At 40.2% G+C, this 22,774-nt stretch carries 27 protein-coding genes; all 27 read right to left on the reverse strand.

Annotated features, from left to right (window positions below):
* On the reverse strand, window positions 1-1,338 hold the full coding sequence (gene rsxC / locus DW640_RS05840; RefSeq protein WP_008761243.1) for an electron transport complex subunit RsxC: 1,338 nt from the start codon (window positions 1,336-1,338) through the stop codon (window positions 1-3).
* Between the two features lie 24 nt (window positions 1,339-1,362).
* Window positions 1,363-2,244 carry a Fe-S cluster domain-containing protein gene (locus DW640_RS05845; protein ID WP_008761242.1) on the reverse strand — a complete coding sequence of 294 codons (882 nt, stop codon included), beginning with the start codon at window positions 2,242-2,244 and terminating at the stop codon, window positions 1,363-1,365.
* A 6-nt stretch (window positions 2,245-2,250) separates the two neighbouring features.
* On the reverse strand, window positions 2,251-2,676 hold the full coding sequence (locus tag DW640_RS05850) for a SoxR reducing system RseC family protein (RefSeq protein WP_008765125.1): 426 nt from the start codon (window positions 2,674-2,676) through the stop codon (window positions 2,251-2,253).
* A 230-nt stretch (window positions 2,677-2,906) separates the two neighbouring features.
* Window positions 2,907-2,999 carry a smalltalk protein gene (locus tag DW640_RS23535; RefSeq protein ID WP_008765124.1) on the reverse strand — a complete coding sequence of 31 codons (93 nt, stop codon included), beginning with the start codon at window positions 2,997-2,999 and terminating at the stop codon, window positions 2,907-2,909.
* Between the two features lie 34 nt (window positions 3,000-3,033).
* Window positions 3,034-3,555 (reverse strand): HU family DNA-binding protein, encoded by a 522-nt coding sequence (locus tag DW640_RS05855; RefSeq protein WP_008761240.1) that lies wholly within the window; start codon window positions 3,553-3,555, stop codon window positions 3,034-3,036.
* 156 nt (window positions 3,556-3,711) lie between these two features.
* Entirely contained in the window at window positions 3,712-6,150 is a 2,439-nt protein-coding gene (locus DW640_RS05860) for a tyrosine-protein kinase (protein WP_117577564.1), read from the reverse strand.
* Between the two features lie 11 nt (window positions 6,151-6,161).
* Window positions 6,162-6,959, reverse strand: coding sequence for a polysaccharide biosynthesis/export family protein (locus tag DW640_RS05865; RefSeq protein WP_117577566.1), 798 nt, complete (start codon window positions 6,957-6,959; stop codon window positions 6,162-6,164).
* Between the two features lie 18 nt (window positions 6,960-6,977).
* On the reverse strand, window positions 6,978-8,054 hold the full coding sequence (locus DW640_RS05870) for a GDP-L-fucose synthase (RefSeq protein WP_117577568.1): 1,077 nt from the start codon (window positions 8,052-8,054) through the stop codon (window positions 6,978-6,980).
* 2 nt (window positions 8,055-8,056) lie between these two features.
* Window positions 8,057-9,145, reverse strand: a complete 1,089-nt coding sequence (gene gmd / locus DW640_RS05875; RefSeq protein WP_117577656.1) for a GDP-mannose 4,6-dehydratase — start codon at window positions 9,143-9,145, stop codon at window positions 8,057-8,059.
* A gap of 151 nt (window positions 9,146-9,296) precedes the next feature.
* Window positions 9,297-9,542, reverse strand: coding sequence for a hypothetical protein (locus tag DW640_RS05880; protein WP_117577570.1), 246 nt, complete (start codon window positions 9,540-9,542; stop codon window positions 9,297-9,299).
* Between the two features lie 103 nt (window positions 9,543-9,645).
* Window positions 9,646-10,929: a DegT/DnrJ/EryC1/StrS aminotransferase family protein gene (locus DW640_RS05885; protein ID WP_117577571.1), complete on the reverse strand. Its 1,284-nt coding sequence runs from the start codon at window positions 10,927-10,929 to the stop codon at window positions 9,646-9,648.
* A gap of 21 nt (window positions 10,930-10,950) precedes the next feature.
* Window positions 10,951-11,604, reverse strand: a complete 654-nt coding sequence (locus DW640_RS05890) for a sugar transferase (RefSeq protein WP_117577573.1) — start codon at window positions 11,602-11,604, stop codon at window positions 10,951-10,953.
* A gap of 112 nt (window positions 11,605-11,716) precedes the next feature.
* Window positions 11,717-12,202, reverse strand: a complete 486-nt coding sequence (locus DW640_RS05895; RefSeq protein ID WP_117577575.1) for a hypothetical protein — start codon at window positions 12,200-12,202, stop codon at window positions 11,717-11,719.
* 448 nt (window positions 12,203-12,650) lie between these two features.
* A complete protein-coding gene (locus DW640_RS05900) occupies window positions 12,651-13,643 on the reverse strand; it encodes a glycosyltransferase family 2 protein (protein WP_310593564.1) in 993 nt (330 codons plus the stop codon).
* Window positions 13,640-14,044: an acyltransferase gene (locus tag DW640_RS05905; protein WP_158562589.1), complete on the reverse strand. Its 405-nt coding sequence runs from the start codon at window positions 14,042-14,044 to the stop codon at window positions 13,640-13,642. The genes DW640_RS05900 and DW640_RS05905 overlap by 4 nt, the downstream gene beginning before the upstream one ends.
* 100 nt (window positions 14,045-14,144) lie before the next feature.
* A complete protein-coding gene (locus DW640_RS05910; RefSeq protein ID WP_158562590.1) occupies window positions 14,145-15,245 on the reverse strand; it encodes a glycosyltransferase family 4 protein in 1,101 nt (366 codons plus the stop codon).
* A gap of 65 nt (window positions 15,246-15,310) precedes the next feature.
* Window positions 15,311-16,285: an SDR family oxidoreductase gene (locus tag DW640_RS05915; protein WP_117577581.1), complete on the reverse strand. Its 975-nt coding sequence runs from the start codon at window positions 16,283-16,285 to the stop codon at window positions 15,311-15,313.
* Window positions 16,286-16,371: 86 nt separating this feature from the next.
* Window positions 16,372-17,640: a nucleotide sugar dehydrogenase gene (locus tag DW640_RS05920; RefSeq protein ID WP_117577583.1), complete on the reverse strand. Its 1,269-nt coding sequence runs from the start codon at window positions 17,638-17,640 to the stop codon at window positions 16,372-16,374.
* A 136-nt stretch (window positions 17,641-17,776) separates the two neighbouring features.
* Window positions 17,777-17,950, reverse strand: coding sequence for a transposase domain-containing protein (locus DW640_RS24375; protein ID WP_117577585.1), 174 nt, complete (start codon window positions 17,948-17,950; stop codon window positions 17,777-17,779).
* Complete coding sequence (locus DW640_RS24380) at window positions 17,917-18,132, reverse strand: transposase (protein WP_117577586.1); 216 nt, start codon at window positions 18,130-18,132, stop codon at window positions 17,917-17,919. The genes DW640_RS24375 and DW640_RS24380 overlap by 34 nt, the downstream gene beginning before the upstream one ends.
* Complete coding sequence (locus tag DW640_RS23680) at window positions 18,071-18,250, reverse strand: hypothetical protein (protein ID WP_181989006.1); 180 nt, start codon at window positions 18,248-18,250, stop codon at window positions 18,071-18,073. The genes DW640_RS24380 and DW640_RS23680 overlap by 62 nt, the downstream gene beginning before the upstream one ends.
* A gap of 130 nt (window positions 18,251-18,380) precedes the next feature.
* A complete protein-coding gene (locus tag DW640_RS05935) occupies window positions 18,381-18,632 on the reverse strand; it encodes a hypothetical protein (RefSeq protein ID WP_147326373.1) in 252 nt (83 codons plus the stop codon).
* Window positions 18,633-18,756: 124 nt separating this feature from the next.
* Window positions 18,757-20,001 carry a group II intron reverse transcriptase/maturase gene (ltrA, locus tag DW640_RS05940; RefSeq protein WP_117577590.1) on the reverse strand — a complete coding sequence of 415 codons (1,245 nt, stop codon included), beginning with the start codon at window positions 19,999-20,001 and terminating at the stop codon, window positions 18,757-18,759.
* A gap of 518 nt (window positions 20,002-20,519) precedes the next feature.
* Window positions 20,520-20,645, reverse strand: a complete 126-nt coding sequence (locus tag DW640_RS24295) for a hypothetical protein (RefSeq protein WP_255420902.1) — start codon at window positions 20,643-20,645, stop codon at window positions 20,520-20,522.
* A 75-nt stretch (window positions 20,646-20,720) separates the two neighbouring features.
* Window positions 20,721-20,900 carry a hypothetical protein gene (locus DW640_RS05945; protein WP_117577592.1) on the reverse strand — a complete coding sequence of 60 codons (180 nt, stop codon included), beginning with the start codon at window positions 20,898-20,900 and terminating at the stop codon, window positions 20,721-20,723.
* A 102-nt stretch (window positions 20,901-21,002) separates the two neighbouring features.
* On the reverse strand, window positions 21,003-22,148 hold the full coding sequence (locus DW640_RS05950; protein WP_117577594.1) for a glycosyltransferase: 1,146 nt from the start codon (window positions 22,146-22,148) through the stop codon (window positions 21,003-21,005).
* Window positions 22,148-22,720: a DapH/DapD/GlmU-related protein gene (locus DW640_RS05955; RefSeq protein ID WP_117577596.1), complete on the reverse strand. Its 573-nt coding sequence runs from the start codon at window positions 22,718-22,720 to the stop codon at window positions 22,148-22,150. Before DW640_RS05955 ends, DW640_RS05950 begins: the two co-directional genes overlap by 1 nt.
* Window positions 22,721-22,774 lie beyond the last annotated feature (54 nt).

Consider the following 22,774-nt stretch of genomic DNA (forward strand, 5'->3'; position numbering starts at 1 on the left):
TTATTTTTTAGCTTGACGTGCACGAATCATAGCCCCTACTTTACCCTTACCCAAGCGGCAGTAATCAAGCAGCGGACGGTTGGCAGGACAAGTGAACTGACAGGAACCGCACTCGATACAATCCATGATTCTTTCTTTTTCCATTGTTTCAAAATCTCCGTTTTCGGACAAAGCTCCGAGCAAGTACGGCTCCAGTCCCATCGGACAAGCGCTCACACACTTTGCACAACGGATACAGGTTTGTGCTTCACCACGCTTGGCTTCCTTCTGATTCATGATCAGGATGCCGGAGCTGCCTTTTGCGGTAGGAACTTCGATATTCACCAAAGCCTTACCCATCATCGGACCACCGCCAATCACCTTTCCCGTATCCTCCGGCAGACCGCCGCAAGCATCAATCAGCTGTTTCATCGGTGTACCGATACGCGCCAGGAAGTTGGAAGGTTTGGTCACAGACTTACCAGTTACGGTAATCACACGCTCAAACAACGGTTTATTTTTCTGAACAGCTTCATAAACAGCAAATGCCGTACCCACATTCTGCACAACTGCCCCAGTAGAGATAGGCAGCGCACCACTTGCCACCTGGCGTTTGGTAATCGCATCAATCAACTGTTTCTCACCGCCCTGCGGATATTTCACTTTCAAAGGAACAACTTCGATGCCTGCATAACTGGAAGCAACTTTCGTCATCAGTTCAATAGCATCCGGCTTGTTATTCTCAATTCCGATAAATGCCTTATTTACCTTCACGGCTTTCATCAGAATGGAGACACCTACCATGACTTCTTCCGCGTGTTCCAGCATCAGCTGATGGTCGGCAGTCAGATACGGTTCACATTCCACCGCATTGATAATCACACATTCTGCCTTGAACGAAGGAGGCGGACAAAGTTTCACCTGTGTAGGGAAACAAGCACCACCCAAACCTACGATACCGGCATCGGCAATCTTCTTCACGATTTCTTCGGACGAAAGCTCACATTCTTTGACCAGTGTCTTGCTACGGTCAATGGTTTCTTCCCATTCGTCGCCTTCTACATCAATAAAGATAGCAGGTTTTGCATAACCGCTCGCATCGACTACTGTATCAATCTTCGCCACTTTTCCACTGACAGAAGAGTGAATTGCTGCCGAAACGAAGCCGGCAGGTTCGGCAATCTTCGTGCCTACCTTCACCATATCACCTTTTGCTACTATTGGTTTGGCAGGTGCGCCAATGTGCTGCCCCAACAGAATAACTGCCTTTGCAGGAACTTCCGCTGTGATGATAGGTTGATGTGCCGACAATTTATTTTCGTGTGGATGAACTCCACCAATTGAAAATGTCTTTAACATACAATTCTGTATTTTATTCTGTTATTATTCTGTTACCTTCGGAGCTTCTGCAGCAACTGTTTTCGGTGCTTCTTCCGCCTTCGGTTTACGTGGAGGGAAGTTCAGCTCGATAATTGTGTTCTGCGGACAAACTTCCACGCACTTACGACATGATTTACACTTGTTCGGATCGATGTAAGCCAGGTTGTTCTCCAGCGTAATGGCTTCGAACGGACAAGTCTTGACACACTTACCACAGCCGATACAGCTCACTGTACAAGCCTTACGTGCTACGGCTCCCTTGTCTTTGTTCACACAAGAGATGTACACACGGCGTGATTTCTTGCCTTGCGGACGAATCTCGATGATCGCCTTCGGACAAGCCTTCACACAAGCGCCACAAGCTGTACATTTGGCTTCATCCACTTCCGGAAGTCCCGTTTCAGGATTCATGTGGATAGCGTCAAACTGGCAGGCAGCCACACAGTCGCCACATCCGAGGCATCCGTAGCTACAACCTGTTTCTCCACCATACAATGAAGCGGCAATAGCGCAACTCTTCGCACCGTCGTATTGATTAATACGCGGACGGTTGGCACAGCTTCCGTTACATCTTACTACTGCTACCATCGGTTCAGCTTCAGTAGCTGCCAGTCCGAGAATATCAGCAATTTGTGCCATGACAGGCTGACCGCCTACAGGGCAGAATTTACCATCCAGCGAACCGGCTTTGACGCAAGCATCGGCAAATCCGCTACAACCAGGATAGCCACATCCACCACAGTTTGCCTGGGGCAACACTTCCCCCACCTGGGCAATCCGCGGGTCTTCATACACGGCAAATTTCTTGGAAGCTACATAAAGAATAGCGGCCAGCACGAGCGCTATAGCTCCCAATGAAATCACTGCAATCAGAATCAAATTCATAATGTTTTAGTTATTTATTGGTTTTATAGTAAATGAAAAATGTTGTTTCATTCGCGTTTTATTGAGCCACAATACGAAATAATAAGGAATAAGAACTGCCAGAGAAAGAAGAGCCGCATACAGTTCATTCCCTATCAACGCCATCCATGCGAACAGGGAAACAATCAGAAGTACAAAAGGAATTATGAATGCAAGGGTTACAGCCATCATGCCCATCGACGTTTCGCCGATCACCATCACCCGCTCTCCTACCTGATAGGAAGCAGCTGTAACATCCGTTATATCTATGATTTTGTCTTTACTATCCGCCGAAGAACAGTGACCTTTTGCGCTACAAGCCGCACAAGCCGACGTCTGAACGATTCTCACCGACAGATGAGAACCCTGTATGTTTTCCACAATACCTAGATGCTTTATAGTATTATTCGTCATTTTGCAAACTCAACATTACAAATCGCGGCAAATTTAATCATTATTTGTGAACTACGAAGCATTCCCTCATTTTTTTCTACATAATAAAATGTTATTTTTTGTGTTTTCGTTATCGCACACGAAAAAGTAACGCCAACTATTTGATATTTTAGCATACAACAAAGCAGGCGGAAAAGTTCTTCCCGCCTGCCTGTCTTATCTAACCAATTACTTTATTTACTGAATGCTGCTTACAATGATGCAGCCTGTACTCCCAGTACTCCGGCAATCGCACCGGCTACAGCAATGATTACTTTCAAAACTACACTCCAAGTTTTCTTCATAGATTTTTCCTCCTTTCTTTTTAAGCTTTTCAGATTATACAGTCGGATCCGGGGCTTCCTCGTCTCCTCCTCCTTCATTTCCACCACCGCCATTTTCACCATCATCCGGATCATTCGGAGTCACAGAGGCGTTCAACTTCTTCAGATATTCATCCAGACTGATCAAATCCAGTTTTTCATCTGCACGGGTAGCCGTCTTCGTGATACGCAGTTCCTTATTCGCCTGAAAAAAGATGCGTACGCTATCCACACTTTTAGCATTGACATCTTTCGCTGCATCCGCTCCTTTCGAACAAGCAGTCAGCATAAATACCCCCAAGCCTTCGATATTCACAGACTTACCTTCCAGAAGTTGCTCTTTCATTTTCTCCACAAAATTCTGAATCACACTCTTGATATCACCGATAGATAAAGAAGAATAGCCCTGCATTTTCTGCGCAATATATTTCAGATTGACAGACTGACCTAAAGTGATCAGATGCGGATAATATTTCTTGGGAGAATTGGGAACACGCGGGTCAGATGGTCGCGTAACAACTTTGTAAATTACACTCATAATACGTTTTTTTAAAGATTCAAATTCAAGTTATTTTATTCACGTTTTGTTGATCAACAATGCAAAGGTGAGGCTTTTATTTCAGATAACAAAAAGAAAAGCCCCTTGCGGGGCACTTTTTCTGAGAAAAGTTATAATTCATAGATATTCAGATATTTATCTTTTTGTATCTTGACCATATCCATAGCCGTAACCATAACGTTTACCATAGCCGTAGTGTTTGCCATACTTACCGTAGCCGTAGTAATAACCGTATTTTCGCTTCTTCAGGTCTACGCCGTTGATGACGGTACAAAGATTAGGTAGCTTCTTCTCAAAAGACAGTTCATTGATCAATGTATATTCCGCCTTATGAGTATAATCAGCACGGCATACGTAAACTGACAAGTCTGCTACACGACCTATTAATAAGGTATCTGTTACCATGCCGATAGGAGCAGTATCAAGGATGACATAATCGAAGTTCTTCTTCAAAGTTTCTATCGCTCTGTCCAGGCCGTTACGGGCTAACAGTTCCGTTGGATTAGGAGGAACAGTACCACCCGGAAGAATAAACAGATTCTTATTTACATCAGAAGGCTGAACAAGTTCCATCAAATCCGTTTCAGGATTGGAAAGATACTGAGTAATACCTCTCTCCTTATTAGAGAGCTGGAATACTTTATTCAACCCCGGCTTACGAATATCGAGTCCGACAATCACCACCTTCTTTCCCAAAAGAGAAAGACTGATAGCCAAATTCGACGAAACAAACGATTTTCCTTCACCACTGACAGTTGAGGTCACAAGGATCACCTTCTGATCATTATCGAGCATAAACTGAAGATTGGTCCGGATATTACGGAAGGTTTCACTCATCAGATTGTTCTTGTTCTCGAAGACAGCGATAGAACCATTCTTATCATTCTTCTCATCAGTTAATGGAATATCACCAACAACAGGCACACTTGTCAGTTTCTCTACATCAGCACGACCTTCGATCTTGAATTTAGTCAGATCAATCAAATAGATGATACCGACAGGAATTCCAATACCCAACACCAATGCAATCAGATAAATCATTTTGCCTTTAGGAGATACCGGAGTATCGTCAGCTATTGCTTCATCGATAATTTTTGCATTATTGGCTGTAGCAGCAAGAGCAATCGCATTCTCTTCACGTTTCTGTAACAGCATCAGATACAATCCGGCCTTGATCTCCTGCTGACGGGCAATACTTACATAAGCACGTTCCTGTCCCGGAGCGTTACTGATACGACGGGAATAACGACTCGCCTCACGGTCAAGACTCTCTTTGGTGATCATCAATCCCTGCAAGGTTCCTTCAAGAGTAGCCTGTACATTAGCTTTCATGGCACGGATACTCGTATCTAGATTCACAATCGTAGGGTTATTCTCTGTTGATGTACGCAACAGGCGTTTACGTTCCATCAACATCTCGTTGTAACGTTCAATAGCTCCTATCAAGGCGGCATCCTGCAAACCTACATTACTCGGCAATACTTCGTATTCATTGCCTCGCAAATACTTACGCAAGTCATTCACCAAACTGATTTGAGTACGGTTCTCTACGCTCTTCTTTTCATACTCAGCATTACCGGCCAAGGCTATCTGAGCTTCGCTTGTCAAATCCGTGATACCTGCATCACGCTTGAAAGTCTCTAGATTAGCTTCCGTACTACCCAATTCTTTTGAGATAATACCAATACGTTCATCAATAAACTCAGCTGTTTTCTGGGCAATCTCGTTTTTATCATTGTTCGTATTACGATTATACATTTCAAGCAACTGGTTGATAAAATCCTGTCCACGCTGCAAACTGGAGTTCTTCAATGAAATCACAGCAACAGAAGTCGTTTTAGAAGTAGGAGCAATAGACAGACTGTTACAATAGCCTTTTGCCACTCTCATTGGCTTACTTATTGTCGCAGTTATATGACGTACGTTCTTCTCTATCCGAGGAACTTTCGTTCCATCCTGTAAAGTTACCGAATCAGCTACCTGAAAGAAAGCCAATGTACCTTCATCAGTCGGAAAAATAGCAGGCAGCTTTTCAAAATGTTTCTGATAGCCCTTTTCACCTACAGTCACATTCACATCCATACTACCTTCAGGCTGTAAAGTCATCTCCACCATCATCGGTGCATTCAGTTTTTCAGCTTCTTGAGGTGTCAAACTTACTTGGATAGGAGATGTCTTATATAGACCTTTAGCAGGAAACTCATCCTCATCTTTATAAGTTATATACAGTCCCAACTGATTAACAACCTCTTTTACCAAGGTTTTCGAACGTAGAACTTCCAGCTCGTTATCAATGTTTTTAGAAGATGTCATCAGACCGCTTAACCCCATATCCTCCAATTCCGAAGAAAGTCCTGCACCTCCACCCTTCTTCTCGTCTTTTATCAGAACGGTAGCGGAAATATTATAGATCGGGGTAGCCCAGTGCAGATAAAACCACGCACCAACAAAACATAGCAACACCGCACCTACAAACCAGGGCCAGTGAATAATATATTTAAAAAGCAACGCCCGGAAATCGATCTGTTCCTCAGTCATTTCACGTTCCTTCACATTTTGATTTTCTTCCTTCATAGCTCTTCCTTTTATTTTAAAATATTAAACAACAAACTGGCAATAGAAACAAGGATCGAAGTAGCAGAGAACCATAAACTTGTACTAGTACCGATATCCGAATTTCGAGCTTTCGCCTTATTCGGAGTAACGTATATGATATCATTCTGTTGCAAATAATAATAAGGAGAAAGAATAGTCTCCGCCTTATTCAGATCCAAAGGAATAATTTCCTGCTTACCATTGGCATTCTCACGTATCAGCTTAACATCATCACGCAGACCATATACGGTCATATCACCTGCCATAGCCAAAGCTTCCAGAATATTCACCTTTTCATTGGAAATCGTAAATGTACCGGGACGGGCAACCTCACCAATCACGGAAATCTTATAATTCACCATACGTACCGTCACAATAGGTGTTTCCTTAATATAAGGTTTCAGTTTTTCCACAATCATCTGTTCAGTAGCCTTCTTTGTCAATCCACCCACATGAAGTTCTCCCAATACAGGAAAGTTGATATTACCGTCATTATCCACCAGGTATTGCTGCAGAACAGGCTGAGTAGTTGTATAATTCAAAGTTGCATTATTCTGCGTAGCCACCGTCAGGTTGAAAGGTGCCGCCAGTTCGGGACTGGTACATGATACTACAATCGTCAACAAGTCTTTGGGCATGATCTTTGCATCATACAACTGTTCGTTCTGAGTACTATACAGTACCACTTCAGCATCCTGCAAGTAAGGTACCTTTTTGTAAGACTGACAAGCTGTAAGAAGCAAAATCAACAACAGTATTAAAACATTCTTTCCGTTTAATTTTTCCATAATATATAAATTATAAATTTAGACACCTTTCAAATACCATTCATAAAGGCGCTCAATTCCTTCATCAATCTCAATCTTATGATGCCAGCCTAAACTGTGTAACTTCGATACATCTGTCAACTTACGCATCGTACCATCAGGCTTAGAACTGTCCCAACGAAGTTCACCCTTAAATTGAACTTCCTTCATGATCATTTCGGCAACTTCACGGATGCTGACTTCTTTACCTGTACCAACATTGATATGACAGTTACGAATGTCTCTACTACCTTCCGTATAGGTATTCTTGAAATCAACGTTCAATAATACATGAACACTCGCATCAGCCATCTCCTCACTCCACAAGAATTCACGCATGGGCGTACCGGTCCCCCAAAGAGTTACCAATTCAGGAGTAATACCAAATTTTGCCAATTTATTCAATATTTCAGCATCAGAATTACCACCGGTCACACCTTCTACAGGACGCAAGTCAAGGTCTCTGCGAACTGCCTTCCAGTCACCTTCGTTTAAACATTTAGCCAGATGAATCTTACGAATCATGGCAGGAAGAACATGACTGTTTTCCAAATGGAAATTATCATTCGGGCCATAAAGGTTGGTAGGCATCACAGCGATATAGTTCGTGCCATACTGAAGATTAAAGCTTTCACACATCTTCAAACCAGCAATCTTGGCAATGGCATAAGGTTCATTCGTATATTCCAAAGGAGAAGTCAGCAAAGCGTCTTCCTTCATCGGCTGTGCAGCATCACGTGGATAGATACAGGTACTACCCAGAAAAAGCAGTTTCTGTACGTTATGACGAAAACTCTCACCGATCACATTCTGCTGAATCTGGAGATTCTGATAGATAAAATCGGCACGATACTGCAAGTTTGCAAGGATACCACCGACGTGCGCAGCGGCAAGGACAACTGCATCAGGCTGTTCTTCATCAAAGAATTGTTTTACGGCTACGCTATCAAGAAGGTCCAGTTCTTTATGAGAGCGTCCTACAAGATTCGTGTAACCACGACGCTGCAAATTATTCCAGATAGCGGAACCCACCAAACCATGGTGTCCCGCTACATAGATTTTCGTATTCTTATCCATTCTTATTCTTCTCTATTCATCAGTTCTTTCATGTGAAGCTTCTTCACAAACTTCATATCATGCGATACCATAATTTTTACCAGTTCGGAGAAAGAAGTCTTGGTGGGATTCCAGCCAAGTAATGTACGAGCTTTCGTAGGATCACCCAGTAACTGTTCTACTTCAGCAGGACGAAAATACTTAGAATCGACTTCAACCAATACTTTTCCGGTCGATACATCAATACCCTTCTCATCCACTCCTTCACCGTCCCAACGAAGTTCAATGCCGACTTCTTTGAAAGCCAGTGTCGTAAATTCACGTACAGTGTGATATTCTCCCGTAGCAATTACAAAGTCTTCAGGAATGTCATGCTGAAGAATCAGCCACATGCACTCAACATAGTCCTTGGCGTATCCCCAGTCACGAAGTGAGTTCAGGTTTCCCAGATAAAGTTTGTCCTGGAGCCCTTGTGCAATACGGGCAGCAGCCAATGTTATCTTACGGGTTACGAAAGTCTCGCCCCTACGTTCACTTTCATGATTAAAAAGGATTCCGTTTACAGCATACATGCCATAGCTTTCACGATAGTTCTTGGTGATCCAGAAACCGTATTGCTTGGCTACTCCATACGGGGAACGAGGATAGAAAGGAGTAGTTTCCTTCTGCGGAACTTCCTGTACCAAACCGAATAGTTCGGAAGTTGAAGCCTGATAAATGCGTGTTTTCTTTTCCATTCCAAGGATACGGACAGCTTCCAGCATGCGGAGCGTACCGATGGCATCTGCTTCGGCTGTGTATTCCGGTACATCAAAAGATACTTTCACATGGCTTTGAGCGGCCAGATTATAAATTTCATCCGGTTGTACTTGCTGGATAATACGGATCAAAGAACTGGAATCCGTCATATCTCCATAATGAAGATTGACCAGACGGTCCTTCTTCATGTCACGCACCCACTCATCCAAGTAAAGATGTTCAATGCGTGCGGTGTTGAAAGAAGAAGAACGGCGAAGGATACCATGGACTTCATATCCTTTTTCTATTAGAAACTCAGCTAAAAATGAACCATCCTGACCAGTGATTCCAGATATTAAAGCTACCTTTTTCATTTTATTCATTAATATTTCATTTATAATATATACAATATCTTTATCAGCCATAACGCCATTTTATTTAGTCAATACGGCATATTGTTTTAAATTATCGAGTATTTTTTACTTCTTTTATATCATAATCGAATAACCAGTGAGCAAAGCGTCTTTACTGATCATCCTGCACCTTCTTTTTTCTCCCTCCGGTATGCTCATCCATATCCCTCATCCCCGCTATGTCGAGGAACATTTTCAGTTTCCACTCTTCCAGCGTGTCCTGATTGATTTTACGGCGGACTAATTTTATCTTATTCAAGAAACGGGTATGCTTATTCGGGAAGTGATGTTTTTCCAGGACATACGCCCTTAACTCATCACAGAAGGCGATAAAATTCTGATCGTTCTTTCCTGCCATTCATTCGCAATTAATGGTCATATCTCGTTTTATCTGTTTTCTGAGGCAAAAAAAATGTACACAACTGACACATTCCTCCCGCTATTTCTTGAATTTTTTATCATCACCTGACAATAGCCTCCTTTATGCAATCTACGATATAACGTACATCGCCATCAGTGACATATGGACCTGCTGGCAGGCAGAAACCAACCTTAAAGATTTCTTCTGATACCCCATTGGTATAGGCTACTGCATCAGTATAAATAGGCTGCTTATGCATTGGCTTCCATACAGGACGGCATTCAACCTTCTTATTAAGCATGAAGATACGAAGAGCCTCCACGTTATCATTCGGCTGACAATCAGTGACAGCAGAATCAACAGCCTTGATGACACCTGCTGCACCACCTACAGCTGTCCTGATGACTTCCTTATAAGCATTCTCCTGCTCCTGAATCTTGACCTCCGGATCGATAGTTGCAGCACAGAGCCAGAAGTTCGCATCGTAACGGGAATCCGCCGGCTGTTTGTGAATATGAACTTCAGGAACATCCTCCAGCAATTCCTCATAAAGTGCCTGAACATGCTTGTGATGAGCGATATGTGCATCCAGAATAGTCATCTGACCACGACCAATGCCTGCACATACGTTTGACATACGGTAGTTGTAACCAATCTCTGTATGCTGATAGTATGGATAAGCATCACGAGCCTGAGTTGCATGCCACATTACGTTGTTGGCATCTTCATCGTTCTGGCAGATGAGAGCGCCACCACCAGAAGTAGTAATCATCTTATTACCATTAAATGAAAGGACACCAAAGCGTCCAAAGGTACCGAGAACCTGACCGTTGAAGCGAGAACCCATGCCTTCGGCTGCATCTTCTATAACAGGAATGTCGTACTTATCGGCAATAGCCATAATCTTCTCACAATCGTATGGCATACCGTAGAGAGCTACTGGAATGATGGCCTTTGGATATGTACCAGTCTTCTCCTTACGGTCAAGGATTGCCTTTTCGAGGAGTTCCGGATCCATGTTCCATGTTTCACGCTCTGAGTCGATGAATACAGGCTTGGCACCAAGATAAGTGATAGGGTGGGATGATGCACAGAAGGTGAAACTCTGGACACAGACTTCATCACCGGATTTTACACCACAAGCTATGAGAGCAAGGTGCACTGCAGCAGTACCGGAACTCAGACAAACCACCTTATGATTTAACTTACTTCCATCAGAATTGGTATTAGCAAAATCTGACAATTCCTGCTCAAAGGCATTCACATTAGGGCCCATCGGAACTACCCAATTGGTATCGAATGCTTCCTTTACATACTTCTGTTCTACCCGCTCCTCACTCATGTGAGCTAGACAAAGGTAGATAGTCTTTCTTTCTTCAACCATAATATTCAATATGCTATTCTATTATACTTCTTCTCCTGCAAATTTCACCCTGAAACCTAATACTGTCGCAAATATCATCTCGATGTCCTTGATGAACGAGTAATGGCGATAGTAGTAGCAGTTCAAGCGTACCTTATCAGGATAAATTACATTATCATTATATTCTGTGGCAATCTCTTGCATTGGTCGTGTGTCACCCTCTGCTTGTCTCTTTACCACGTATTCAGAAATCATTTCATCTTCCAGGCGATACTTTAGCGTGGCAGGCCCTGTAATACCCGGACGCAATTTCAATACATCACGTTCATCACCCTCCAACTTGTCAGCATACCCCGGAACATCTGGACGAGGTCCCACAAAAGACATATTCCCAATCAATACATCCCACAACCCGGGTAACTCATCGAGCTTATAGTGACGCAGAATTGCACCAAATGGTGTGATGCGTGAGTCGCCAGCTACCGACACTGTAGAACCGTTATGGTTAACGGTCATCGTACGGAACTTATGGCAATTAAACAACCTACCTCCTTTACCCACACGCTTTTGTATAAAGAACACTGCTCCTTCCGGCATCTTTACTTTCACCATTATTGCTACAATAAGCAGTACTGGCCACAGGAACAGCAGGCCAATAAATGCAAGCAGTCGGTCAAAAATCCATTTCAATAACATATTGTATCGTTGTTTATTCTATTATAAGTAAGCAGTCGCTTTAAAACTGTTAAGGCCCTAAAGAGACAAAGTCTTAGTAAGTTTTAAAAACTAAGTTTGATTTAAACACAGATTATACGGCCAAAGACTGCCATTTATGTGGCAACAGATTGACCAACTCCTCTTTTGTAGTTTTCTTAATCCGGCGAAAAACATCACATAGATATTGTACCGCATTCAATTTATGATTGCGGATATTAACAAAAACAGACTGAAATCTTGCAAATCGAACCCCAGCTTCGGGGCTACAGAAACTATTGTTACGGTATTTAGCTATTCTACGGATTTGCAGTTCACAACAATTCTTTGATAAAGGGACATCAACCAACAAGGGTTGAAGCCCAATATTTGGTAATGTGTTTGTCGGTTCTTCCACTTCCGGCTTTTTAGGATCAGCAGAAGGTTTCCTATAAAAAGGTCGGCCCAAACAATTGCACATTTTAAAATAACTCACCCGCTCTGCTTTGCAGAATTCTTCCCAATTGATACCGCCATATTTATTAAGGAACAGGCGAACCTGGGAGGCATAAAAATCTCCTTCTTTGTTTTTACGATTCATTTTTTTGAATTCGCTGTAAAATTAAATCTATATATAAGGTTGGTCAAAACGGTCTAGAGTGACTGCTTACTTTTGTCACGATGGTGCAACGGTTCATCTACGTTACTCATATCGGTCAATCTAACAGCCTATACATTGGATATTTCTGTATAGAACCATATTGTCAAGAGGGATTCGCACCAAACAAATACTCGTAAAGCACACCTCTTTAGGTTACTATTGACGGAACAATAGGTTCAGACACCATACTGAACAATTACTTGTACGACTTCTTGTCTCACGTTCATGCATATAAGTAAATTTTAGTTTTCGACCAATCTTGGGGAGAAGTGGACGCTTACTGTCAACTTCAATATTTAACAATGAGGATCTAATAAACAAATACAAATGCTTATATAATTCTTCGGTCTTCATTACAGATTATGGGATAATTCAAAAAAATGATTACCTATTTCTTCATAAAGGGTAGATTCATAAGGGCAATTAGAGATCCACATCCATATGAAATATGAAGAACAATGAATGATACAAGAAGGTATATAAAATTTAGTTTCTTTGATAAAGCAAGCTTTGCGCTGACGGTTCCTAATGATAATAAATATAATAACAATACAGCTAAAAATAATATAATAGTTGGACGCCAGAAAAAACCTAAAAACAAAGGTAATAGCAAACCAATAACAAAACCGAGAGGAACAAAGTGGCGAACAGAGAGGGAACGCAATTCTCCTGTATAAAATACTGTAAGAATATTCCACTTCCCATTACCAAAATTATTCTTCGCTAACTTTGAATAAGTTTCACGTGCAAGATAAGTACTATATGTATCAGGAATAATAACAATCTTACCTCCGCCATGAATGATACGCTTATTAAGTTCTATATCTTGATTACGAACAAGACGCACATCATAATAGCCATATTTTTCAAATACTTCTCGCTTCCAACAACCAAATGGAACAGTTTCAACTTCCTGATCGCCTTGTATTCCTGTGCGAAATACTGAATTACCAACACCAAACTTATTACTCAATACCTCACGAATTGCTAATGTTTTGCTTGTTTTGCTCAACACATCAGTCTTACATACAGCACCGATGTTATCAGCTTCATATTTAGCCAGTCCATAAACAAGAGACGAAAAATAATTCGTCTCATATATAGCATGAGCATCCAAACGCATAATCACATCTCCTTTTGCCTCCTTGATTCCAAGATTCATTGCCCATGGAGCGATCCTATTAGGATTATCTATCAAACGGATGAAAAAATATTTTTCGGTGTATGATGCAACGATTTCACGTGTCTTATCATTACTCATGCCATCGACAAGAATTACTTCGAGATCGTTCTTTGGGTAATCTTGTTCTAATATACTTTCTAAGCACTTAGCAATATATTTCTCCTCGTTATAGATAGGGATTATTACTGATAACATCATAAAGATTTTATTAAATGCGCTGGTGATCCAGCGTAAAGTGAATTCTCTTCAAAATAGGCTTTATTTAATAAACTATTAGCACCTAGTACCGAACTTGGAGGTAAGATTGCCCCTTTTAGTACTGTGGAGTTCGCACCAATCCATGAACCAAATCCAATTCTGATAACTCCATTATCTGTTTTACCATATCTAAATGAACCATCCTTTATAGTGTGATTATCACTAATTATTACACAATGTGGTCCAATTTGAACTTCGTCAGCTAGTGAGATTTCTCCATTTATCGAAGCAAAAACTAATGAATTATTTCCAATAAAGCAATTCCTACCCACAGAGATTTCTTGTAAGGTAATAAGCCTCGCATCATGTGTAACCTGAAAGTCATAACCACAATGTTTCATTCCCAAACTATATAACCATCCTCTAAATCGCATTATTACCGGTATATCAGGTAGGAAAAACAATATAGTTCGAACAAACCATGTATAGATCAACAATACCTTATGCGTCATATTTAAACACTCTTGACAAAAATTTATCTATGGTAATTTCAGATTCTACTTTGGAAAATGCAATACGCCTTTGATTGTCGAATTTTTTAGTATTACAAAGAAATTCTTTAACTACTCTCAGTGCGCTATTCGAATCATTAAAATTAAAAAATCTAATCGATTTTTCGTCTTCGAAAGTATCGGGGAGTGAACCAACAGGAGTAGACAGTACAGGTATCCCTTGCGCCATAGCCTCAATAACTACACGAGGTGACCCTTCAGACAAAGAAGGGAAAAAGAAAAGATCTGACTCTCGAAGAATTGAATTCATCCTTGATTTATCATCAATATGACCATGCAATATTACAAATTCTTTTAGACCTTCCAATTCAACAAACTTTTTAACATCTTCGATCATTTCTCCATTACCTATTAAATTGAATTTATAATCAATATTTGCTTTGAAAAGTTCCTTGCAAAAATCCATCAAACAATTCATGCCTTTCGCAAACCTAACATATCCAATATATGTTATTACAACTTTTCCTTGCACATGAGGCAATTGTACAAATTCATAATTAAGGTCGGATTTCCGAACAGTAGAGGATACTACTGGAGTTGCCTTAATTCCATATCTAAGTAACTTATCTGAAATGTGATGTCCATTCGTATATACATGACTATTAAGAGCCGCAAGCAGAGTCAATGCATACTCAGGAAGATAACCTGCTAACATTACTTGTTTTTTAAACCAACTCCATTTCTCATTGTGTTTTGTTGCATCTATTGTATCTCCAACAAAGTGCATTATACTATTTGTTTTGAATAGCAACGTTGGCATCCATGAGAAGGGATCTGGGACTCTGCTATACACAATATCTACATTGGGGCAAACATTAGATAAAGCCTTATAATAAGCTCTAACATTTTTTATAGAGTCCAAATAACTGTTTGCATATGGTAGTGGTACAACAGAAACAGTAGAAAAATCTAATCGATGACGTTTACCAGGAGAATCGCCTACAGATAATTGACTTACCAAAAAAACATTTTTATATATCTTCACAATATAATCTAGATACAAATAGTGAGTAGAGGGTATATATATCATATCCCCTACCTGTACAAGATTCCATGAGGCGAGAATAGCAATGCTTTTACCGCAATTTTCCATCACTACAAATTAGCTTTATACCATTCAATAGCTTCATTCAAACCACGTGCAAAATCATATTCAGGATCATAACCAAGCAGTTGTTTTGCTTTAGAGATATCAGCATTTGAATGTTTAATATCACCTTTTCGATCTGGTCCAAAATAAGGTTCGATTTCTTTACCAAGAGCTTTTGTAAGAGTGTAGTAGATATCAATAAGATATTCACGTCCACCATAAGCAATATTGAAGGCTTGACCTGCCGCTTCGTGCGGCGCAAGACATGCCTTGAGGTTTGCCTCTATCACATTTTCAATATAAGTGAAGTCACGACTTTGCTTTCCATCACCATTAATTGTTGGCTGCTCATCATTCAAAAGCATCTTAATGAACTTTGGCAATACAGCAGCGTAAGCACCATCAGGATCCTGTCTACGACCAAATACATTAAAATATCGCATTCCATATGTATCAAGGCCATAAAAACGGGTGTACTGTTTTGCCCACTCTTCATCACAACGTTTAGTTAACGCATAAGGTGAAAGAAGATTTCCCTCACGTCCTTCCATTTTTGGAAGATTGGGCTCATCTCCATAAACTGAACTAGAAGAAGCATAAACGAATTTCTTTACGCCATTCTGACGTGCAGCTTCCATCATGTTTAGAGTACCCTGAATATTGTTTGCGCAATAGAATAAAGGCATCTCGATTGAACGAGGAACACTCCCCCACGCAGCTTGGTTAAGTACATAATCAACTCCTTCACATGCTTTCATACATATATTAAGGTCCTTAATATCGCCTTTAACAAATTCATAATTAAGATTGTCCAAAAACATATCAACATTTGCCTGCTTACCTGTAGAAAGATCGTCAATACAACGAACTTTATAACCAAGATTCAATATTGCCTCGCATAAATTAGAGCCAATGAAACCAGCACCACCAGTAACCAAAAATTTTGAATTCTCTGGAAATTTCAATTTTTTATATGCCATAATCACAATAATTTAATATTTATTCTGGCAGGTGTATCGAACCACAAGCATAAGCTTCACCTATGCTGCCAAAGCCATTTAATACATTAGAGACGACCGTCTACGATTGAACGATCAAGTGTGCACTTTACATCGAAAATCACATGATTCTCTTTCAAAAGTGAAGAAACATCCATACCTTCAAACTCCTTATGAGCTACGGCCGCTATTACAGCATCAAACTTTATCTCTGGAAGTTCATTGATAACCTTAATACCATACTCACGATCTACAATTGTTGGATTTGCCCATGGATCATAAACGGTAATATTAAGATTATACTCCTTCAAAGCATTGAAGATATCAATTACTTTTGTGTTACGAACATCTGGGCAGTTTTCTTTGAAAGTGAAACCAAGAATGATAATTTCAGAGTTCAACACCTGAATACCCTTCTTCAACATGTGTTTAATAGTTTCTGTAGCCACATACTCACCCATACCATCGTTCATTCTACGACCAGCAAGAATTATTTCAGGGTTATATCCATAACGCTGAGCACATTGTGCCAAGTAATAAGGATCAACACCAATACAATGACCTCCAACTAGACCTGGACGGAATGGAAGGAAATTCCACTTAGTACCAGCTGCCTCTAGAACGTCAAGAGTATCTATACCCATCTTGGTGAAGATCTTCGAAAGCTCATTAACGAAAGCAATATTAATATCACGTTGGCTGTTCTCAATAACCTTAGCAGCCTCTGCAACCTTCATGGTTGGTGCAAGATGAGTACCTGCAGTGATAACAGAAGAATATACTTCATTTACATATTTGCCAATCTCTGGCGTAGATCCTGAAGTAACCTTCTTGATGTGCTCAACCGTGTGGAGTTTATCACCTGGGTTAATACGCTCAGGAGAGTAACCTGCGAAGAAATCAACATTCATTTTCAAGCCAGAGACTTTTTCAACAACGGGAACACACTCGTCCTCAGTAACCCCCGGGTAAACTGTTGACTCATACACAACTACATCACCTTTGCTAATAACCTTTCCTACCGTTGTTGAAGCACCATAAAGTGGCGTCAAATCAGGGTTGCGATCATCGTCAACGGGAGTTGGTACAGCAACAACATAGAAGTTACAATCCTTAATATCTTCAAGTTGAGTTGTACATTTAAAACCATGATTGTTAATTGCATCCTGAAGCAAATCATCAGCTACCTCGAGAGTTGAATCATGACCAGACATCAAAGCATCTACACGTTTCTGATTCATATCAAAGCCTACTGTCTCATATTTAGTTGAGAAAAGGCGAGCGAGCGGAAGGCCTACATATCCTAGACCAATCACGCAAATTTTTGTTTCTTTCATCTTTTGTAGGGAATTATTAAAAAAAACTTAATACTTAAAAATCATTTTACAATAACCGTTCGGTGATAAGACACACCCAACAGTATCGATACAGCAAAGACATCGATACATCTGAAAAACGACTGAGTTTGATTGATTAAACAATAGATTGAGAATTGTTCTTGACCCAATTCTGCGGAAGCAACTCACTCAATTTTTCTTTGGGAGTAGATGGTATATTATAGAGAACATCCGTCAACCACTTCTCCAGATTTATATTTAAAACTTTGCAAGCAGCTAAAAAGTGTACATCACAGCAACATAATGGCATGATTGTTCATTCTGGCAAAACAAATAATTCTGCTTTCCCATAACCAAAGCACGAATCGCTAATTCCGTTGCATTATTATCCAACGGAACCACATCATAATCCATATATGCAGTCAATTCATCATAATGACGAATGAATAACGTAATTACAAACTTTATGCATCTGGCTCTTTTCCAGTACATCGTTTACGGTGAAGACACACCAGAGCAATAAAGACTGCCAAGCTATTTCTGCATTCGCTTTACGATAAGCAACCTTTTCCACACCGGTAAGACCTAGTTCTTTGATCTGCTCTTCCACGCTGTAAATGATTTGGTAAGAAACGAGACCAAAATTAGCCCAAAATACATTTTTCCGTTTTCGCCCGCTCAAACTCACGTCTAGATGTGTAGAACACCTTTTTTGATACCACATGACTGTAATAGTTTCCTCAACCGCATATCACAAGACTGAGTGTTCCTATCAGTTCCTGCTGCGAAAGTGCCTTGCCTTTGGTCAAAACCAACTCATGCAGCTTGTCAGTGAATCGTTTCTGACTCTTCTTGGATGGCTTGATTAACAATGTACCTTTGTACTTCCGTACATTGAACCTCAAGAAATCAAATCCGTCACTGACATGTGTTATCAATATCTTCTCCTCGGATAAGGTAACCCCTCTCCCCTTTAAAAAGGCAGTCAACATTTCCTTTATTTCAAACAATGTTTCCTTCTTGTCTGCTGTGACAATAAAGTGAGTAGAGCAGAGGAGCTCCCCCCCTGCGCCCTCTCAGAACCGGACGGGAACCTCTCAGTTCATCCGGCTCCCATTATCCAGCCGTAGGTAATACTCCATAGCGCCAATGCGCAAACAAATTATTGTCACGTCGTGCTATTCTACCCAACCAATATTCAGCTCGCCGTCGATGATTGAATTTCTTATATTTACGTCGGACCCATTTTATCAGACATTGATTAATATACCTTAGTAAGTATATCAGCTCAGACTTATAAAAGTGTCCGTAATAAGAAATCCAACCTTGTATCTGAGAGTTGAGTATATTCGCCAAATCAGTCAGACTTTTCGATACCTTCAGTTGTAGCTTCCATCTTCTCACCTCTTCCTTCATCGCCTTGATGGCTTTAGCCGACATGGCAGGAAGGAAGTTCAGGAATATGTTCCCATGTTTATTCCTTGCCAGTCGGGGACGAAATGTATAACCGAGAGAGTCTAAACTGATTTCCGAATAGTCTTCCGTACGGTCCGCATCCTTACAGTACACAATTCGTGTCTTCTCCTCATTCAGTTCTAAACCGAACAGACGAAAACGTTCACGCAGCACTGATTTCATGTACATAGCTTGTTGAGAGCTTTTACAATGTAACACTCCATCATCAGCGTAGCGTTCCCACCAAGCCTTGGGGTATTCCTTTGCCATAAAACTGTCAAAAGCGTAATGCAAAAACAAGTTAGCCAAAACCAGACTAATCACACCGCCCTGCGGGGTGCCGGAAGTGCGGGATTGTAACGTGCCGTCCTCTAACTGGAAGGGAGTAGTTAGCCAACGTTCCACATACAGGAGTATCCATTTATGCGGTGTGTGTCGACGAACCATCTCTAACAAATAGTCATGACGGATGTTATCAAACAGTCCCTTGATGTCATATTCAAGCACCCAGTCCCGATGCCAGCATCGCTTGCGAGTGACAGATAAAGCTTGAATGGCTGACTTGCCAGGGCGATAACCATAAGAATCTTCAAGAAAGAGTGGTTCTACGCAAGGTTCAAAGTACAGTTTGGCTGTCATTTGGGCGATTCGGTCTTCCACGGTGGGAATGCCAAGTACGCGTATTCCACCATTCTTCTTAGGGACAGATACGGCTTTCACTGGTTGGGGGAAATAGCTGCCAGAGGACATTCTATTCCAGATTTTATAAAGATTGTTTTTCAAATTCTTTTCAAAGTCTTCAATAGACTGCTCATCTACGCCATAACTCCCTTTGTTTGCCTTGACTCGTTCATAGGCGATATAGACCGCCCATTTGGAGATTTCGTAAGGCTTTGTTTCGATCATAAGTTCCTCCTTAGTTTCTAAGTTGTCTCATAATTCAAACGGATAATTTTGAATCCTTTACTCCATTCCCATTACAGGAACTTCATTGCTACTACAATTCAATCTGCCCCTATGACTGCATCGGTACTCTCTTCTTGCGGGGCTACCGCTTGAAGTACTCCCTTAACATCAGCCCGTAGGTTCCAACGTTCCATGCAAACGCCTGTATCAAGGTCATGCCTCCTCGGTGCCGCCTACCGCATAGCCAGTAAACAGGTGACCGCTATGCTAATCCCGGACTAACGACAACCTTCCGGTTTTGATGGATTTACTACGCTTTCGACACGTTCGTAAGAGGTTCACATGCTCATTCATCTCCTTAATACTTATCTGACAGTTCAAACTGCCTTTTCCTCTAACGCCCAATACCATGGCTTTTGACCACAGCACCTTAGAGTGATTTGAAACCTCCACTTGTATGGCGGTTCCGGTGGACCCGCCACCATCGTATGCACAGCATTGCTTGAAACACCTCGTTATCAACTCGGTGCTTCGCGCATTCGTTGCGTCCGGTCGTCGGCATATCTGACAAGATTGACCTTTAGATGGTATAGTTTACCATTCACATAACCAACCTTGTACTTTTCTTTAAGCATCCTTTCCATGCCGTCAAGAGCTACAATACATACACAGATAATAGGTAAAATCCGGAGTTAAATTACAAATACACCCCATAGAAATTATCGGTCAAGGTTAATGAAACGAGACAGATTTTTAGAAGCAATATCATAATGCAACAACAATGATACTCCATTAGGATAAAGCAAGCGTACATATTTCCAAGCAGAAGAACATGGTACTTCGCTTTGTGCCGATACAGACACTGCATTAGTGGTTTTAATTTCTGCAAATGCAGGCATAGAATGTGTTTTTTACCTCTCATAAGTTAATGCTTTTAGTGTACGACAAAGGTAAAAAGTCGGGCATCACACATCAAGTATTATTCACCAGACGACTACATTTTATAAGTTTTGAAGAAATATAGATACACTAGCTGTATATGTATGTAAATCAAAATATTTCAATCCTGTTGCATATGACTGTCTCTTAATATAATCAATATCATATTCCTTTGTTTCAATTTTATCAAATACTGAGGCCAAACTAATTGAATCGCAATTATCAGCTATTATTGCATTTTTGCCATCAGTAAAGAAATATGGGATCTCACCAACATTAGTTGTTACTAAGACTCCATTTGATGCTAGATATTCACAAATTTTATTTGGGAAACGGGCAACTTCGCTAGTAATATTTCTTAAAGGAATAAGTAAGCACTCAGCTCCTTTAAAGCAGGAAATCATATAGCGATAGTCTAGATGAGACATTATAGTTGCATCTGGATAATCTTCGGAAGCTCTTTCTAACAGTATTTTATTTCCAGATAACACAAGCACTAGACCACGACTACTAGAAATTGATGAATCTTTATAAGCTTTATAAATTATATCCACCACTTCTTTATATCCTATAGAACCACAATACAATAAATATTTATTAGGAATTGAAGTTTGAACCGGTAACGCAGAGAAAGTTTCAAAATCACATATAGGTGGAATCCTTAATGAATTAAGTTTTGGATTAATCCCAAGAGCCTTGGACTCTAGGTAATGACTAATCGGTAAAACCCCATCACATAATTTAGCAGCAACATTTTCTGCTATTTTTTGTAATAAAGAGTTTATTTTGAAATTTGATTTAAAAGAACTCCTGTCTTCCACATAGCTGTATACCAGTTTTGAACCAATAATTATAGAAATCATCCAATAAATTATATATACAAAAACTTTCTCAGTATAAATGTGTAAAACATCAATTTTCTGCTTTCGATGTAAATTCAAAAGAACAAACGGTTCTTTTAAGAAAGAAAGAATATAAAAGAAATAATAAGATAGTCCTGTTGATTTTCTTGTTTTTAGAACGTCTATTATACTGACCTTATCGTTAAGTTCACCTCTTCCCTGTTTATTAAGAGATTCAGGAGAAAACCAATTAACAATTGTTACATCATTGTCTTTTGCAAAGAGATTTGCAAAATATGTGAGTCTAGTATCACAAGCTCTTCCTCTATATGGAACGCCTGGAAGTCCAACAAAAACAATATGCATTATAAGTTTTCCTTTATTGGTTTACATGGAGCACCTACAGCTATTACATTTGAAGGAATATCCTTAGTAACAATGCTATTTGCTCCTATTATTACATTATTTCCGATTTTAACACCTTTCATAATAACAACATTCATTCCTATCCACACGTTATCACCTATATGAACAGGTTCTGGTAAGAATTGTGGATAATTATTTTCATGATCATTTCTATCACCAATCATCACATTAGTGCCACACATAACATTGTTTCCAATTATAACCCCAACACTTGAAACAATGCTCACACCAGAGAAGCCACAATTATCTCCAATTCTTATTGAACCATTTCTCCCTGTTTGCAAAATACAGCGATGATTAATACCACGAAAATTATATCTGCTTGAAGAATTAAAAGCACAATTGTTACCAATTCTTATTGAAGAATTTGGACCCTTGTAAAACAGAGTACTTCCTCGAAAAACTATTTTTTTGCCATATTCAATTCCCCAAACATGCATCTTAATCTTGCATGCTATCGTAGAAATATAAGCAAAGATTTTATTCCTAAAATAAAACAGATCTTCTATCATTTGACAAATATTAATCCTATAGCTAATTGAAAAATCTTATTGAAAGGCTAATTT

It is taken from the genome of Bacteroides sp. AM23-12 (assembly GCF_003434395.1).
Taxonomy (GTDB): Bacteria; Bacteroidota; Bacteroidia; order Bacteroidales; family Bacteroidaceae; genus Bacteroides; species Bacteroides thetaiotaomicron.

Coding starts and splice junctions, on each gene's coding strand:
- DW640_RS05950 (WP_117577594.1), bottom strand. CDS start 22,148: ATGCATATTGTTTTTGTTGGACTTCCAGGCGTTCCATATAGAGGAAGA.
- ltrA (WP_117577590.1), bottom strand. CDS start 20,001: ATGATCGAAACAAAGCCTTACGAAATCTCCAAATGGGCGGTCTATATC.
- DW640_RS23535 (WP_008765124.1), bottom strand. CDS start 2,999: ATGAAGAAAACTTGGAGTGTAGTTTTGAAAGTAATCATTGCTGTAGCC.
- DW640_RS05855 (WP_008761240.1), bottom strand. CDS start 3,555: ATGAGTGTAATTTACAAAGTTGTTACGCGACCATCTGACCCGCGTGTT.
- DW640_RS05865 (WP_117577566.1), bottom strand. CDS start 6,959: ATGGAAAAATTAAACGGAAAGAATGTTTTAATACTGTTGTTGATTTTG.
- DW640_RS05920 (WP_117577583.1), bottom strand. CDS start 17,640: ATGAAAGAAACAAAAATTTGCGTGATTGGTCTAGGATATGTAGGCCTT.
- DW640_RS05905 (WP_158562589.1), bottom strand. CDS start 14,044: ATGAAACATTGTGGTTATGACTTTCAGGTTACACATGATGCGAGGCTT.
- DW640_RS05880 (WP_117577570.1), bottom strand. CDS start 9,542: ATGGCAGGAAAGAACGATCAGAATTTTATCGCCTTCTGTGATGAGTTA.
- DW640_RS05870 (WP_117577568.1), bottom strand. CDS start 8,054: ATGGATAAGAATACGAAAATCTATGTAGCGGGACACCATGGTTTGGTG.
- DW640_RS05945 (WP_117577592.1), bottom strand. CDS start 20,900: ATGCCTGCATTTGCAGAAATTAAAACCACTAATGCAGTGTCTGTATCG.
- DW640_RS05885 (WP_117577571.1), bottom strand. CDS start 10,929: ATGGTTGAAGAAAGAAAGACTATCTACCTTTGTCTAGCTCACATGAGT.
- DW640_RS05915 (WP_117577581.1), bottom strand. CDS start 16,285: ATGGCATATAAAAAATTGAAATTTCCAGAGAATTCAAAATTTTTGGTT.
- DW640_RS05935 (WP_147326373.1), bottom strand. CDS start 18,632: ATGTTGACTGCCTTTTTAAAGGGGAGAGGGGTTACCTTATCCGAGGAG.
- DW640_RS05890 (WP_117577573.1), bottom strand. CDS start 11,604: ATGTTATTGAAATGGATTTTTGACCGACTGCTTGCATTTATTGGCCTG.
- rsxC (WP_008761243.1), bottom strand. CDS start 1,338: ATGTTAAAGACATTTTCAATTGGTGGAGTTCATCCACACGAAAATAAA.
- DW640_RS05860 (WP_117577564.1), bottom strand. CDS start 6,150: ATGAAGGAAGAAAATCAAAATGTGAAGGAACGTGAAATGACTGAGGAA.
- DW640_RS24375 (WP_117577585.1), bottom strand. CDS start 17,950: ATGCCATTATGTTGCTGTGATGTACACTTTTTAGCTGCTTGCAAAGTT.
- DW640_RS05900 (WP_310593564.1), bottom strand. CDS start 13,643: ATGATGTTATCAGTAATAATCCCTATCTATAACGAGGAGAAATATATT.
- DW640_RS05895 (WP_117577575.1), bottom strand. CDS start 12,202: ATGAATCGTAAAAACAAAGAAGGAGATTTTTATGCCTCCCAGGTTCGC.
- DW640_RS05845 (WP_008761242.1), bottom strand. CDS start 2,244: ATGAATTTGATTCTGATTGCAGTGATTTCATTGGGAGCTATAGCGCTC.
- DW640_RS24380 (WP_117577586.1), bottom strand. CDS start 18,132: ATGTACTGGAAAAGAGCCAGATGCATAAAGTTTGTAATTACGTTATTC.
- DW640_RS05910 (WP_158562590.1), bottom strand. CDS start 15,245: ATGATATATATACCCTCTACTCACTATTTGTATCTAGATTATATTGTG.
- DW640_RS24295 (WP_255420902.1), bottom strand. CDS start 20,645: ATGGAAAGGATGCTTAAAGAAAAGTACAAGGTTGGTTATGTGAATGGT.
- DW640_RS05850 (WP_008765125.1), bottom strand. CDS start 2,676: ATGACGAATAATACTATAAAGCATCTAGGTATTGTGGAAAACATACAG.
- DW640_RS05955 (WP_117577596.1), bottom strand. CDS start 22,720: ATGATAGAAGATCTGTTTTATTTTAGGAATAAAATCTTTGCTTATATT.
- gmd (WP_117577656.1), bottom strand. CDS start 9,145: ATGAAAAAGGTAGCTTTAATATCTGGAATCACTGGTCAGGATGGTTCA.